Below are 13,894 nucleotides of genomic sequence, written 5' to 3'. Positions count from 1 at the left end.
TGCCAGAAGTTGGGAAAACCAGCCAAAGCGCTGCTTAAAGACGTTGCAATTTTTAGTAAAAGAGGATTTTAGTTAAATGACCATCGCAGTAGGAAGGGCCCCCAGTAGAGGGTGGTTTGACGTACTAGACGACTGGTTAAAGCGCGATCGCTTCGTATTCGTAGGTTGGTCAGGGATATTATTATTTCCTTGCGCCTTCCTAGCACTAGGCGGTTGGCTAACCGGTACAACATTTGTCACATCGTGGTACACCCACGGACTAGCATCATCCTACCTGGAAGGAGCAAACTTCCTGACAGTAGCAGTATCAAGCCCAGCAGACAGCATGGGACACTCCCTGTTGTTGTTGTGGGGACCAGAAGCCCAAGGGGACTTTACCCGTTGGTGTCAGCTAGGAGGGTTATGGCCATTCGTAGCCTTACACGGAGCCTTCGGCTTGATCGGATTCATGCTACGTCAATTTGAAATTGCCAGACTAGTAGGAATCAGACCCTACAACGCACTAGCATTTTCAGCACCCATAGCGGTATTCGTCAGCGTATTCCTGATGTACCCATTGGGACAATCATCTTGGTTCTTCGCACCAAGCTTCGGAGTAGCAGCAATCTTCAGATTCTTGTTATTCCTGCAAGGGTTCCACAACTGGACACTAAACCCCTTCCACATGATGGGAGTAGCAGGTGTACTCGGTGGAGCATTACTGTGTGCCATCCACGGTGCAACAGTAGAAAACACCCTATTTGAAGACGGCGAAGGCGCAAACACCTTCCGCGCCTTCAACCCCACCCAATCAGAAGAAACCTATTCAATGGTGACAGCGAACCGATTCTGGTCACAGATATTCGGGATTGCTTTCTCCAACAAACGCTGGTTGCACTTCTTCATGTTGTTCGTACCCGTAACTGGGTTGTGGATGAGTGCGGTAGGCATCGTTGGTTTAGCATTGAACCTGCGGGCTTATGACTTCGTTTCCCAAGAATTACGGGCAGCAGAAGACCCAGAATTTGAAACCTTCTATACCAAGAACATTTTGCTGAACGAGGGTATCCGCGCTTGGATGGCTCCTCAAGATCAGCCTCACGAAAAATTTGTATTCCCCGAAGAGGTACTACCACGTGGTAACGCTCTCTAATACCTTAGGCGGCGGACGCGACCAAGAATCATCCGGTTTTGCTTGGTGGTCTGGTAATGCGCGCCTAATCAACTTATCCGGTAAACTGCTGGGCGCTCACGTTGCCCACGCTGGCTTGATTGTGTTCTGGGCCGGAGCGATGACCTTATTTGAAGTCGCTCACTTCATTCCAGAAAAACCGATGTACGAGCAGGGTTTAATCCTGTTACCTCACGTCGCTACCCTTGGTTGGGGCGTTGGCGTTGGTGGTGAAGTTATCGACACCTTCCCCTACTTTGTTGTTGGTGTACTCCACCTGATTTCTTCTGCCGTATTAGGCTTTGGCGGTATTTACCACGCCGTCCGTGGTCCAGAAACCTTAGAAGAGTACTCCTCTTTCTTTGGTTATGACTGGAAAGATAAGAACAAGATGACCAATATCATCGGCTTCCACCTGATCATCCTGGGATGTGGTGCGTTGCTGTTGGTATTGAAAGCAATGTTCTTTGGTGGTGTCTATGACACCTGGGCCCCTGGTGGTGGTGATGTACGTGTAATTACTAATCCCACACTGAACCCAGCTGTGATCTTCGGTTATTTGCTTAAATCTCCCTTCGGTGGCGAAGGTTGGATTGTTAGCGTGAATAACATGGAAGATGTCATTGGCGGACACATCTGGATCGCTTTAATTTGTATTTCTGGTGGTATTTGGCACATCTTCACCAAGCCTTTTGGTTGGGCGCGTCGTGCGTTTATCTGGTCTGGTGAAGCATATCTTTCCTACAGCTTAGGCGCTTTGTCCTTAATGGGCTTTATCGCTTCCTGTATGGTTTGGTACAACAACACTGTTTACCCCAGCGAATTCTTCGGCCCAACTGGTCCTGAAGCTTCTCAAGCTCAAGCTTTAACCTTCTTGGTTCGTGACCAACGCTTAGGTGCTAATGTTGGTTCTGCCCAAGGCCCTACAGGTTTGGGTAAATACTTGATGCGCTCTCCTTCTGGTGAAATCATCTTTGGTGGTGAAACCATGCGCTTCTGGGACTTCCAAGGCCCTTGGTTAGAGCCTCTACGTGGTCCTAACGGTCTTGACCTAGATAAAATCAAGAATGATATTCAGCCTTGGCAAGCACGTCGCGCGGCTGAATACATGACTCACGCTCCTCTAGGTTCTTTGAACTCTGTGGGCGGTGTGGCTACAGAAATTAACTCTTTCAACTACGTATCTCCTCGTGCGTGGTTGGCTACTTCTCACTTTGTGTTAGGCTTCTTCTTCTTAATTGGTCACTTGTGGCACGCTGGACGCGCTCGCGCTGCGGCTGGCGGTTTCGAGAAGGGTATTGACCGTGAGAATGAACCAGCAATGTCTATGGGCGACCTCGACTAAGTTGCAAATTTTATTTCATCACTGACAATCAAACGCTTTTTAGGCTCTTGTGTAATAACAAGAGCTTTTTTTTAGTTATGGATTTTGGGGATTGGGGATTGGGTGCAAGGAAAAGAAAGGGATACAGGATTATGAATGTTTGAAACCCTTACACCCCTATACCCCTATACCCCTATACCCTTACTTACCAAAAAGGGAAATGGCCGCTACTGTCGTTGTAAAAATGCAATCTACCAAAACCGAGGAATTGGCTGTGAGTTTTTTCTCCTGGAGGAAAAGCTGTAATCCCAAATAGATATACTCCTGAGACAGTTGGATTTTGCCAAGGTTTCAAGCCGATTGTGATGGTTTTACCTGGAGATACTGGAGGGTCAAATATGATGGATACTGTTCTGGTTTGACGATTATCAGTCGCATCTTTTAATCCAATTCTCTTGCCTTTACGGGAGTGTGTACCTTCAAAAGCAAAACTGTTTTTTAGGTCGAAGTGAATGTCATCCACTCCTTCATGCTGGTTAATTATGACTTGTTGTAAGGGTTCGCTAGCGTTTTCTGGCAAGTGGACGGTGAAATAATATGTTGCGCCCCAGAAATTGACCTGGCTGTATGTGGTTACTGCTTCTACAAGGCGTGGTGGTTGGACAAAATAGACTGTACCATCTTGCAACTGAATTGCTTGACTCGGTGAGATGGTAGATCCATTGAGTATTGCTAAACCGGCGATCGCTGTACCCAATAATACTTTAAAGGCCATAACTCAGCTTATTTGACCAATTAGATAGTAATTATACTTGCTCAATCGCTAAATAATTAGCCCATAAACTTAATATTTATTATTGATAAATCACTAAGATAACTATTATTACTTAAAAATACAAATGATTTGTAAAAGATAATTGATATCTATTGTCAGAGTTACTATGAAAGTTAGAAACTAAACATACAAACCCAGCAATTATTCTTATGAATGCTATTTCTAAAGTTGAATTCAAGCATCCGAGTTGGCAAACTGCTACCTTGTTTGCTCTCGGCTTCTGGCTGAGTGCTAGCCTAGTTTTGGATTGGGTAATTATGCCTAGTCTTTACCTTTCAGGGATGATGTTGCAAGAGGGTTTTACTACAGCAGGGTATGCAATTTTTTGGATTTTTAATCGCTTAGAATTGTTATCTGCGGCTGTAGTATTAACTGGCATACTGGTTTGGAGTAAAACTCACACACAAGGGAAAGTGAATATGACAGTTATCGCCGTTATGCTGTTGGCGATCGCTCTCCTCAATACTTATTTTTTTACTCCGCAAATGTCGGCTATTGGAGTTAATCTCAATCTATTTGCCACAGAATCTGCTATTCCAGCAACGATGAATTTACTCCACGGTGGTTACTTTATACTAGAGGTGGTGAAATTATTAGTAGGTGGCGTACTTTTTAATTGGTGCTGGCAACAGCAAAGTTAGATAGTCGTCCCTAAAAACAAGTCCTGAAGACGAATGAGATTAAACTCGTGAATGTTGATCAGCTATTACGCTTTTAAATTAGGGAAGACCAAAAAATAAATTATTCCAAATTGACGGTTAGTAGGGTGCGTCAGTATGAATAATTTCTTGGTACAGCTAGGTTTTCTCGCACTGACGCACCCTACATTTTGGACATTTTTTTATCTGGAAGTCCCTTACATAGTCATATAATTTATTGAAGGCTGACGGTTAACTGTCAGCCTTCAACTATTAAAAATACTGTACTCTTGCGTCTAAACCATTAGAACGCAACATCCTAGACATTTGTTCTGCGGAAGAGCGATCGCTATAGGTTCCAGCATTGACAAAAGTTCCTAAATTGGATTTAGATGTGTAAGCACTAGGTACGTAACGGCGCACTTGGTTGAGAGTCCCGCCATTACTAATCGGTACTATGACCACATAGCGATTATTACCAGAATTGTAAGAAATCTCTGCGATGGGTGAACCATTGATGTTGAGCGCTTGCCAAGTTTGCGAATCTACGTTACCAGTAGGATTCAGTTGATAATATTGCTGGAATGAGGCTACAGATGCTCTGGTGTATTCATCAAAATAACCATCGAGACTGCCAGTAAAAAAGCCTAGCTGAGTTAAACGCTGTTGGACTGCTCTCACATTGTTGCCGCGATCGCCTACAGTGAGTAAATTTCTATTAGGCTGGTTGGCATATCTGTCTTCCCAGACTCGGCTGACTGCCTGTAGGATCTGCACATCAGCAATGCCATCGGCTGTGAGTCGATAGTCACGCTGAAATCGGACAATTGCATCCCTTGTCATTACACCAATAGAGCCAGTGGGATTGCCATTAAAATAACCCAAATCCCGTAGACGTTGCTGCAAATCTCTCACCTGTGGAGTAGATAAACCCGGTCTATTGGGAACTTGAGCAACACCACCTAAAGCATTCCACGTTTGTTGATTGACAACTCCGGTAATAGGTAAACCGGCATTGCGTTGAAAGGCCATGACCGCATCTCTAGTGATACTGCGAAAATTGCCTGTAGGATTAGGGCTGAAATAACCCAATTGACGTAAACGCTCTTGCAGTCTAGTGACAGCTTGACCGGTACTACCTTCCGAAAGTACTGGAGATTCCACACTTACGCTACCAGTTGCTGCATTTCTGATAGCTTGTGCAGTTTGACTACCAACAATACCATCAGCACCTATGCGATTGGCGCGTTGAAACCTGATAACTGCTTGCTGAGTTTCTGAGCCAAAATAGCCAGTGTTGGGGCCGTTAAAGTAACGCAACCGCCGCAAATTCTGTTGTAGTTGAGAAACTGCTGCGCCTCTGCTACCTAGCCGCAAATCACCACGGCTGATAGCGCCTGGAGTCGCACTACGACACGCTCTTTGTAAAGCTCTTTGTGTTCCACCACCCACAACACCATCAGTCGCGAGTTTATTAGCGCGTTGAAAACCAATCACACCACTACGGGTGATGCTAGCAAATCTGCCATTCACGGGGCCATTGAAAAAGCCTAATTTTTTTAAACATCTTTGGATTTCAGCAACTTCTGAACCAGTACTGCCTACTTTTTGTAATGCTAAAGCTTCTCCAGCCAGACTCAAGATGCTTATACTCAGGGCTACAGATAACAGCCTAATTGCTGCACTACTAGAAAACTTTGGCCATTGCCAAAATTTTAGATTAACTTTTATGGGAATAAATTCTATATCTTCCGATGCCTCATAAATAGAGGCAAGATGGGAATAACTGATGGTGTCCATAGATGTCTTGCTTTTTCGTGGTAGAAGGATTCCCTGACAAAGGTTCTTGTCTAGATTAAAATCACAACAATCAGCTCATTTTCCGGTGGTTCAGCAAAGTTACTTAATAATGTGTGAACTTAAGGCACAATTATTGGTTTGAATCTATATAGATTTACTATGTTTGCACTTAATTTTATATGGAAAAATATACCACGTTATCAGTGTTATTGGTACATTACGGTATTTCATCAGTGTCGCTATCGTGCTGAGAATGTAGCTTTAATAACTGTAGATGGGCTTTCGAGTCTTTGAGAAACTTATCAATTTTAGGACTCACGCATGAAAACAAAAGATCAAGAGTTTGGAGAAGGGTGTAGGGGTGTAGGGGTTTATGGGTATAAATGTTTGAAACCCTTATACCCGGTCTCAACAGAAAATCTGGGTGCGTAATAGCAATTCTCTATGAAGTTGCGCCAAATCAATGATGTAGAGACTTTGTATGCAACGTCTCTAAAGTACAGAATAAAGTGCATCTTCATCAAGGAACTGTATAAGTCCTAAATTTATCTTTATTAAAGTGATAAATTATGTAAGGTTTTGAAACGTAGAGTAACGCTAAAGTAAGCGCAGAGTAGCTCTGATTTTGAATAAAAAATGAAGTTTGCGTTAAAGTAGTTTTCTTATGCTCAATTATCAGGTTTTAAGATGCCTACATCCAAACTTAGCCCCAAGCCACAGCTGAAAACGGGGTTTAGATCATCCCCGTCTTGTGGTATGAGGTGCTGTAGGCACAATGTTTTAAATCTTGACTATTATTCATCCACTCGTTCAATATTCCCAACTTTTGTCCAGCCCTCTATTTTGCTGCTTTCAACGCGAACCTTTTTCCAAAGTTTATCTGGGTTTTCTTCTAAGACAATAATTTTTTCGTCAAAACCAGCGCCTCCCACTCGCTCAGCCTCTTGAGTTGGTTCAGCCCTCAAGCTTACTCCTTGAGGCCATGTAATACGCCCTTTATAAGCACCTTTTGGCAATGGCTTTTCCGTTTCTGTGGGGGATGGGCTGGGAGTAGGAGTCGTTTCGATTTTAGCTTGAGGTGTGGAGACAGGTTCTATCTTATTCTTTTTGCTATCCGGGTCTTTGAGCGCAGGAATATCATTAGCATACATAGGCTTGGTTGGCGGTATGGCGGTTCTATTCATGAAATAGAGTCCAACCGCAACGCCGCTACCTAATAAAACTGCGATCGCTAATAATATTCCCAGTATGAACTTAAGCAAGGCGGAAAACATAATTTAAAACCTCATTACCAATAGTCAATAGTCAATGGTCATTAGTCATTAGTCAATAGTCAACAGTTTGAGACTTGAGACTATTGACTTTGCACAAATTAATTATGGCAACTTACACTGAAGTGTTAGCGTAGCTTGCCAAAGCTGTCACTCAAGGGGCTTTGTTTTGAAGCTAGACGCGCTCTCCCTGCTGCTGCCCATTCTTGTAGTTCCTGAATCTGCTCTACAGCCGTTCTGGCTAGGGGTATGATTTGACTAGCAGCTTCTAAAACATCATCGGTAGTGAAATCTCGGTTTTGACTAAAGCCGATGTGCATTGCTTCTATTAAAGTTTGCTCGATTTCTGCCCCTGAAAAATCTGGTGTTTCGTATGCTAATCGCTCAATGTCATAATTTTTCAAATTGTGGGCGCGCAGTCGGGATAAATGAACATTAAAAATGGCTTTTCTTTCTTCTTGACTGGGTAAACCAACAAAGAAAATTTCGTCAAACCGACCTTTCCGCAACATTTCTGGTGGTAAGGCTTGGATGTTGTTGGCGGTAGCGACAACGAACACTGGGGAGGTTTTTTCAGCTAGCCAAGTAATAAATGTGCCGAAGACGCGGCTAGTAGTTCCCGCATCACCTTTACTACCCAGTCCAGAAAAAGCTTTATCGATTTCATCAATCCAGAGAATACAGGGCGCAAGGGCTTCTGCTACCTGAATCATTTGCCTGGTGCGGGATTCTGATTCTCCTACTAAACCGCCAAATAATCGTCCGACATCTAGGCGTAGTAGGGGTAAGTGCCAATGATGAGCGATCGCTTTTGCTGTTAAAGATTTACCAGTGCCTTGAATCCCTACTAATAATAAACCCCGTGGGTGGGGTAATCCATATTGGCGGGCGCGATCGCTAAAGGAACCGCCACGACGTAATAACCAATCTTTGAGGTTATCTAGTCCCCCTATATCAGAAATCTGCTCAGTGGCGGGGTAAAAGTCGAGGATTTGGGTTTGGCGGATAGTTTGGCGCTTTTCCTCCAAAACTAAATCTACGTCTTCTGGTTGCAATTCGCCATGAGTAGCGATCGCTTTCGCCAAAACCCGCCGAATCCTTTCCATCGATAGCCCTTGGCAAGAACGCACTAAATCATCGGTAACTTTGCTAGAGAGAGAATTACCAGTAGCTTGCAGTAAACGTTCAATCTCTACTTTAATTTCTGGGGCGTTAGGTAAGGGGAACTCGACAACCGTTAAAATTTCGGTTAAATCGTCAGGAATAGCGATGCGTGGCGATAATAAGACAATATTTTTCGGTTGCGACTTCAGCAGTCTCGCCAGATTGCGGAGTTTGCGAGCGATCGCCACATCATCCAAAAATCGATGGTAATCTCGCAAAATAATGACTGCTGGCGCTGAGGCTGGTAATTTCTCTAAAAATTCTAAAGCTTGCAGGGGATTACGCCGCCCAAATCCCACATCATTGGGGTTACCTTGATAACCATCGACAAAATCCCAAGTATATACTGGGCGATTACCTTGATTGGCTGCTTCTTCGCGGATAGCCGTTTCTACCCGTTCTTCTTCGTAGGTAGGTACGTAAATTAACGGATAACGCGCTCTCAGGAGCAGTTTAAACTCTTCACGGAAGTTCATATCTAGGGCTTATGGTTAGTTGCTCTTGAAGGCAATGTACAACTTTCTTTAACCAAAATCCCATTTGATCATGCGATCTAGTACTGAGTGGGGGATTGGGGATTGGGGATTGGGGAATAGGAAAACTTAGAGGAATAGAGATCAGGCGGAAAAGATTATAGTGACAACTGACTAATGACAACTGACAACTGACAACTGACTAATGACTAATTACTAGTTGCTGCTTAAAGTAGCTCTTGGGTAAAAAACAGCGATCTGGTAAGAAAGGATTATCAATATATTGAGATAAGAAAGTTCCTGGTTGGACTCGATGACAGAATGGTGGCACAATTCCCCATTCTTCTGCTAACCAAATCCAGTATCCAATTTCGATTTTGCCATAGTTGGACACAGTTAAAATTTCCCCAACGCTATTGTTGATAGATACTAGCTCAGGAGATGACTTAACTTCGGTTAACAACCAAGCTAATTCATCTACAGAAAAGTAATAGCCATAATCAGCAGCCACTTTAGTAAACTGTTGTGGATTTTTCGCTGATAGTAATTGATCTTTGAGTAGCGGTGTTGTTTGCGCTAAATCAAATAAATTCCAAATCTGCTTTCTAGTAACGAGGAACCAAGCAATTTCTTCTGCTTTTAAGCAATATCCATTATCTACTACTAAGTTAATAAAACCTTCTAAGGTATCAACTTCTCCTAGTTGACTTTTTAAGAGTAGATTTTGCTCCACAAAAGCAAAAAAATCAATAACTTTCTGCCATGTTAATTTATTCGGATTGTTATAAAGATTTATTTCATTCTTCCAAAAATTATACCGTTCTTCTTTTAAGAAGAAATTCCATATCTGGTAGTACATAATTTGTAGCTCCTTTCCTTGAATATTTGTAAAAGTATTAATAAATATCAGTGTAGTAACTATAAACCTGTATATTCGACAGTATTCATGAAACTTCTTTTGTGAATAACAGCACACAGGGTACAAGTATATTTTCCTGTAAAAACTATAGCTGACAGAAAAAATTACTGAGACAAAGTTCTCAGTGATCGCTAATTTTATATTGTTAAAAATAGTGATAATTTCTAAATATATCGAAATGTTTATATAAATTATTTAGTATTTTTTTAAATAAAACTTCCTTGGTAATCTACATGATTTTCCGAGCTTACTAACCACAAGCCTATTTCTTTGGAGCGATCGCAATGTCTCTCAAAAGTAGGACGGAATACATAACAAATCAGATCACCATATACAACAGTTAAACGTCCTCAGACAGAATTTCCCCAGGAGATAGATTATGGTGGGTGATTTTTTCCGTAAAGCGAAAGATTTTATGGGCGGTTCCAGAGACGAAGATCGTGGTTATCGGGAACGTTGGGAAGAGAGCGATCGCCCCTCCCGTAATGACCGTTATGAAGATGAAGAGGATGAAGAGGAGTATTCTGGCGATGTCCGCCGCTCCCGCGATGACCGTTATGAAGACGAAGAAGATGAAGAGGAGTATTCTAGCCGTTCTCGCAGAGACCGCTATGACGACGAAGACGAGGACGAATAATATCAAGTGTGAGAATGGGTAATGGTAACAACCAATCACCAATTACCCATTACCCATTACCAATTTCTAATATTGTCCCTACCAAACAAGCTTTATCTATATTCACACCTTGGAAATTCACCCCTGCCAACTCTGCACAGAGTAAGTTAGCCCCGGTCAAGTTCGCTCCCGCCAGATTCGCCCCCCGCAGGTCGGCTTCTTCGAGATTCGCTTCACTTAATAACGCCCCTTGTAAATCAGCACGGCTTAAGTCTGCGCCTTTCAGGTTCGCACCAGTTAGGTTAACCCCCCGTAAATCAGCGCCCCGTAAATCAACGCCTTGTAAATTGACATTCATTAAATTAGCGCCACTCAAAAAAGCCCCAGCCAAAGCTACACCACTGAGTCTAGCCCCCATCAGGTTCGCACCACGCAAATTACTACCCCGCAAATCTGCCCCTGTTAAATCTGCCTGCATCAAATTGGCTCCCATCAGGTTCGCCCGCAAGTCAGTTTCTTGGAGGGTTGCACCCATTAAATTTGCCCCCTCTAAATGCCCACCTTCGAGTTTAGAGCGAGTAAAGTTAGTACCAACAAGGTGAGCGCCAGCTAAATTGATACGGCTTAAGTCCAGTTGGGACAGTTCCTCATCTTCTAAATTAGCTCCTGGCAGTTGCTTGAGTTGTCCTAGTTTAATTGCGTCAATATTCATTGCGGGTAACTACTCATCTCCTCACTAGTCTTGCTTTGGCTATCCCATCGGGAATCAAGTAGCCACATACCTGTGCTGACTTTTGGTGTCATTAGGGGTAGGTCGAGTCCTTGTTGCAAGCCCATGACTAATAAAAACAGGGCATCTATTAGTTTAGGGTCAAAGCGGTTTGCTTGCTGTCGGCATTCTTCCAAGGCTTGTACAAATATCTCTTGCCGATTTTCACTAGCTGTTCTTTTTTGGTTAACTTGCCACTGAAAGTCTGCAACTAAAGCCAAAATTCTCGACTCTAGAGGAATTTCGTCACCAGCTAAACCCGCAGGTTCCCCCGTCCCATCCCACCACTCAGTTTGATGAGTAATAATTTGAGCTACTGCCCGTAATCTTGACATTTTGCGTAATGCTTGCGCTCCTGGGACTAAAGAGCAAGTTAATGGACAACTGGGGGCTGATTCTTGGTAGTGTGTGGAAGTTCCAGGTGTAAAAATACTCTCTGCTTTTTGCAGTGGATCTATACGGTGCAATAATCCTGCTAGTTTTAATCTTTTAATCTGCCATGCGGGTAAATCTAAAAGCTGTGCCAAAGTTTCTGCTAAGGTTGCCACTTCGGCGGCGGCTTGTGGATTGGTGATATCAGCCAAATCCATCAACTGTGCCATCCGCAAAAATGCCTGGATTTCGTTGGAAACCAAGTTGCTATCTAAAGCTTGCTGACGAACGGCAGCAGGAATAGATAATTGCTCTTGTCCTATTTGCAGGTAATCTACAACGCGGGAGACGACTATACTCAAGTCTTCTGAAGTGCCGATAGTGTTCTCAATTCCCTGAGCATAAATGAGGAGTTTTGCTGCTAATTCTGGGTTGTATTTTTGAATATGGGCGATCGCTAACTCTGCCGTTTCTTTTACTAATTCTGGCTCAAAAGTCCACAAGCCATAAAATTTACGCTCTACATCAGAAGCCGGTCTGCCACCTACCCCATAATCAGCATCAGATAACTCTTGACAAAGTACCATTGCTGTGTACTTAGGCGACAAAATAATCAAATGCCATTCTTGAGCTACTGGATCGGATGGATCTAAAGGGACTAAATCGACATTCGGCAGTTGGCTAGTGGGATGTTCAGCAAAACCTGCATCTGGCGCTGCCATGATAGCAATTTGGCGACTGCACTGAGCGATGTCTGCATATCTTTCAGCTTCTTGCAAATACCACTTACCCCGTTGGAAGGCAGTAATTACTAAAGGTGAATTATCATCCGCCAATATATGGTCTTCTAAAGCATGACAAAGCGCAACCAGGGTATTTTTGTAATACACCCCGAATCGGACTGGTCTGGTGCTGTGGCGATGGGACGCTTCTAGCTGTTGTAGAATTGAACCTTCTAACATGGGGTTTGATTATATGAATCGCCGAGGCGCTAAGGAAAACAGGATTTAATCCAGAGGTGATAAATTTATGCTTCTGAATCTTTAGTTTACTGTGCTTTGTGTGTCAGTTGTCAGATCCCCGACCTCTGGAAAAAGTCGGGGATCTAGCAAACCCGTGAAAGGAGTAAAGGAGAATAACTTTTGACTAATGATTATTTGCAATTTGCCAAACAAGGCGATATGAATGCGATCGCCTCATTGATGAGCTTATATTTTCAACCGCAAGGCATCACTGTCAAAGCTAGTATCAAAAATAGTTGTTTACAGTTGATGTTGGAGTCTGAACAGGTTCCAGATAAAGCATCATCTGTAGCTTTTATTCGTCAGGAATTATCTACGTGGCAACCTGCATTAATTACTAATGTGCGAATTTATGGTTTGAGGACTGATCAATCTTTTCCAGATTGGGAAGAAGCTTTTTCACTGATCAGACAACAGTCTGAAACTGCAACATTTTTAGCAGCACTACGGACATTTAAATTTGCTTCTGTAGTTCCTTACCAAGATGTCTTTAGTGCCGAACTATATAGTAATAATACGGTCAAACTTCTGTTATTTTTCGGACTATTCCCTCTAGGCATTGGTTTAATTGCTAACTCCAGTAATTTGGAACAGACTGCTTGGTTACTCGGTATTTATTACGCCAGTATTTGGGGAGTAGTTTTATACAATTTAATCAAACCTGCTTGGTTTTCTTGGCGGGAAACACTGAAATGTATTGTGTTTACTGCCATTGTGGGCATACCTTTACTGCTGCTAATTCAACAATTTCCCCTATTTCAGTTACTTTACGCTGCTACAGAGTCGAACTTAGGACTAATCCCTCAGTTGATTGGGTTTATTTTCGGTGTAGGAGTCTTAGAGGAAATTTGCAAAGCCTTGCCAGTATATCTATTCTTGCTGCGTCCTAGAAAACTCAATGAACCATTGACAGGGGCATTTTATGGGTCTATGTCAGGATTAGGATTTGCGATCGCTGAAGGTGGTTCCTACTCTTTACTCTACGCCTTTAACTTAGTCAGAGGACAATCAGGCTTTGGTACTTACATCTTGGTAAACACCATCCGCTTTGTCTCCTTACCCCTGTTCCATGCCATCTTAGCTGGAATAGTTGGTTATTTTTTGGGACTGGCAGCAATTAACCGTTCTCGACAGCTACCAATTATGTTCATTGGCGTAGCCTTGGCTGCTGTATTACACGGTTCATACAACACATTTAGCGATGGCATCCTTGGTCTTGTTATCATCAGCTTTACAATTTTGTTGTTCGTCGCTTATTTGCGTCGCAGCCAACAAATGGTAACAGAAATGCAGCAGGCAGAATTGGAGAGATTGACATTACCGTCAGATAACTCTGAAAACTAATTCTACGTGTTGGCTCACTCCCCCATGAGCCGCCTGAAACTGTCATCCAAGATGTACTTGACCAAATTCCCTCTTGGGATAGTAGTAATATTTTGGAGTTAGCGATCGCTTTGCTCAAACACGTACAACAAGTTCAGTAACTTCACCCAAAAACATTAAATAAAGTATATCTAAACTAAGGATTTAGTGAGGATATA

At 42.9% G+C, this 13,894-nt stretch carries 12 protein-coding genes; 5 read left to right on the top strand and 7 right to left on the bottom strand.

The window, feature by feature from the left end; genetic code table 11:
• Positions 1-76: 76 nt before the first annotated feature.
• Entirely contained in the window at positions 77-1,132 is a 1,056-nt protein-coding gene (gene psbD / locus ACM5QX_RS16380; protein WP_011318085.1) for a photosystem II D2 protein (photosystem q(a) protein), read from the top strand.
• On the top strand, positions 1,116-2,495 hold the full coding sequence (gene psbC / locus ACM5QX_RS16375) for a photosystem II reaction center protein CP43 (RefSeq protein ID WP_011318086.1): 1,380 nt from the start codon (positions 1,116-1,118) through the stop codon (positions 2,493-2,495). The genes psbD and psbC overlap by 17 nt, the downstream gene beginning before the upstream one ends.
• Before the next feature lie 184 nt (positions 2,496-2,679).
• Here the strand turns inward: psbC and ACM5QX_RS16370 are convergent, their stop codons facing one another.
• The gene (locus tag ACM5QX_RS16370; protein ID WP_414754463.1) at positions 2,680-3,249 is read right to left on the bottom strand and encodes a DUF2808 domain-containing protein; all 570 of its coding nucleotides are present in this window, start codon (positions 3,247-3,249) and stop codon (positions 2,680-2,682) included.
• Between the two features lie 209 nt (positions 3,250-3,458).
• On the opposite strand from ACM5QX_RS16370, the gene ACM5QX_RS16365 reads away from it, so the two are divergent.
• Positions 3,459-3,950 carry a hypothetical protein gene (locus tag ACM5QX_RS16365; protein ID WP_011318088.1) on the top strand — a complete coding sequence of 164 codons (492 nt, stop codon included), beginning with the start codon at positions 3,459-3,461 and terminating at the stop codon, positions 3,948-3,950.
• 270 nt (positions 3,951-4,220) lie between these two features.
• On the opposite strand, the gene ACM5QX_RS16360 is transcribed toward ACM5QX_RS16365, so the two are convergent.
• The 4 genes from ACM5QX_RS16360 to ACM5QX_RS16345 all read right to left on the bottom strand — a co-directional run bounded on the left by ACM5QX_RS16360 (position 4,221) and on the right by ACM5QX_RS16345 (position 9,514).
• Entirely contained in the window at positions 4,221-5,747 is a 1,527-nt protein-coding gene (locus tag ACM5QX_RS16360; protein WP_414754462.1) for a peptidoglycan-binding domain-containing protein, read from the bottom strand.
• Between the two features lie 794 nt (positions 5,748-6,541).
• The gene (locus tag ACM5QX_RS16355; protein ID WP_414754461.1) at positions 6,542-7,021 is read right to left on the bottom strand and encodes an SH3 domain-containing protein; all 480 of its coding nucleotides are present in this window, start codon (positions 7,019-7,021) and stop codon (positions 6,542-6,544) included.
• Between the two features lie 125 nt (positions 7,022-7,146).
• A complete protein-coding gene (locus ACM5QX_RS16350) occupies positions 7,147-8,658 on the bottom strand; it encodes an AAA family ATPase (RefSeq protein ID WP_414754460.1) in 1,512 nt (503 codons plus the stop codon).
• A gap of 199 nt (positions 8,659-8,857) precedes the next feature.
• Positions 8,858-9,514, bottom strand: coding sequence for a Nif11-like leader peptide family natural product precursor (locus tag ACM5QX_RS16345; RefSeq protein WP_414754459.1), 657 nt, complete (start codon positions 9,512-9,514; stop codon positions 8,858-8,860).
• Positions 9,515-9,989: 475 nt separating this feature from the next.
• On the opposite strand from ACM5QX_RS16345, the gene ACM5QX_RS16340 reads away from it, so the two are divergent.
• On the top strand, positions 9,990-10,211 hold the full coding sequence (locus ACM5QX_RS16340; RefSeq protein WP_414754458.1) for a hypothetical protein: 222 nt from the start codon (positions 9,990-9,992) through the stop codon (positions 10,209-10,211).
• 49 nt (positions 10,212-10,260) lie between these two features.
• Here the strand turns inward: ACM5QX_RS16340 and ACM5QX_RS16335 are convergent, their stop codons facing one another.
• On the bottom strand, positions 10,261-10,902 hold the full coding sequence (locus ACM5QX_RS16335) for a pentapeptide repeat-containing protein (RefSeq protein ID WP_414754456.1): 642 nt from the start codon (positions 10,900-10,902) through the stop codon (positions 10,261-10,263).
• Positions 10,899-12,293, bottom strand: coding sequence for a DICT sensory domain-containing protein (locus ACM5QX_RS16330; protein WP_414754455.1), 1,395 nt, complete (start codon positions 12,291-12,293; stop codon positions 10,899-10,901). The genes ACM5QX_RS16335 and ACM5QX_RS16330 overlap by 4 nt, the downstream gene beginning before the upstream one ends.
• Positions 12,294-12,473: 180 nt before the next feature.
• Between ACM5QX_RS16330 and ACM5QX_RS16325 the strand changes: the two genes are divergently transcribed.
• On the top strand, positions 12,474-13,697 hold the full coding sequence (locus ACM5QX_RS16325) for a PrsW family intramembrane metalloprotease (RefSeq protein ID WP_414754454.1): 1,224 nt from the start codon (positions 12,474-12,476) through the stop codon (positions 13,695-13,697).
• The last annotated feature ends 197 nt before the right edge of the window (positions 13,698-13,894 follow it).

The organism is Anabaena sp. CCY 9910 (assembly GCF_963920875.1).
GTDB lineage: Bacteria > Cyanobacteriota > Cyanobacteriia > Cyanobacteriales > Nostocaceae > Trichormus > Trichormus variabilis.
The sequence above is the reverse complement of the archived record's forward strand: the minus strand, read 5'-3'. Positions and strand labels throughout refer to the sequence as shown.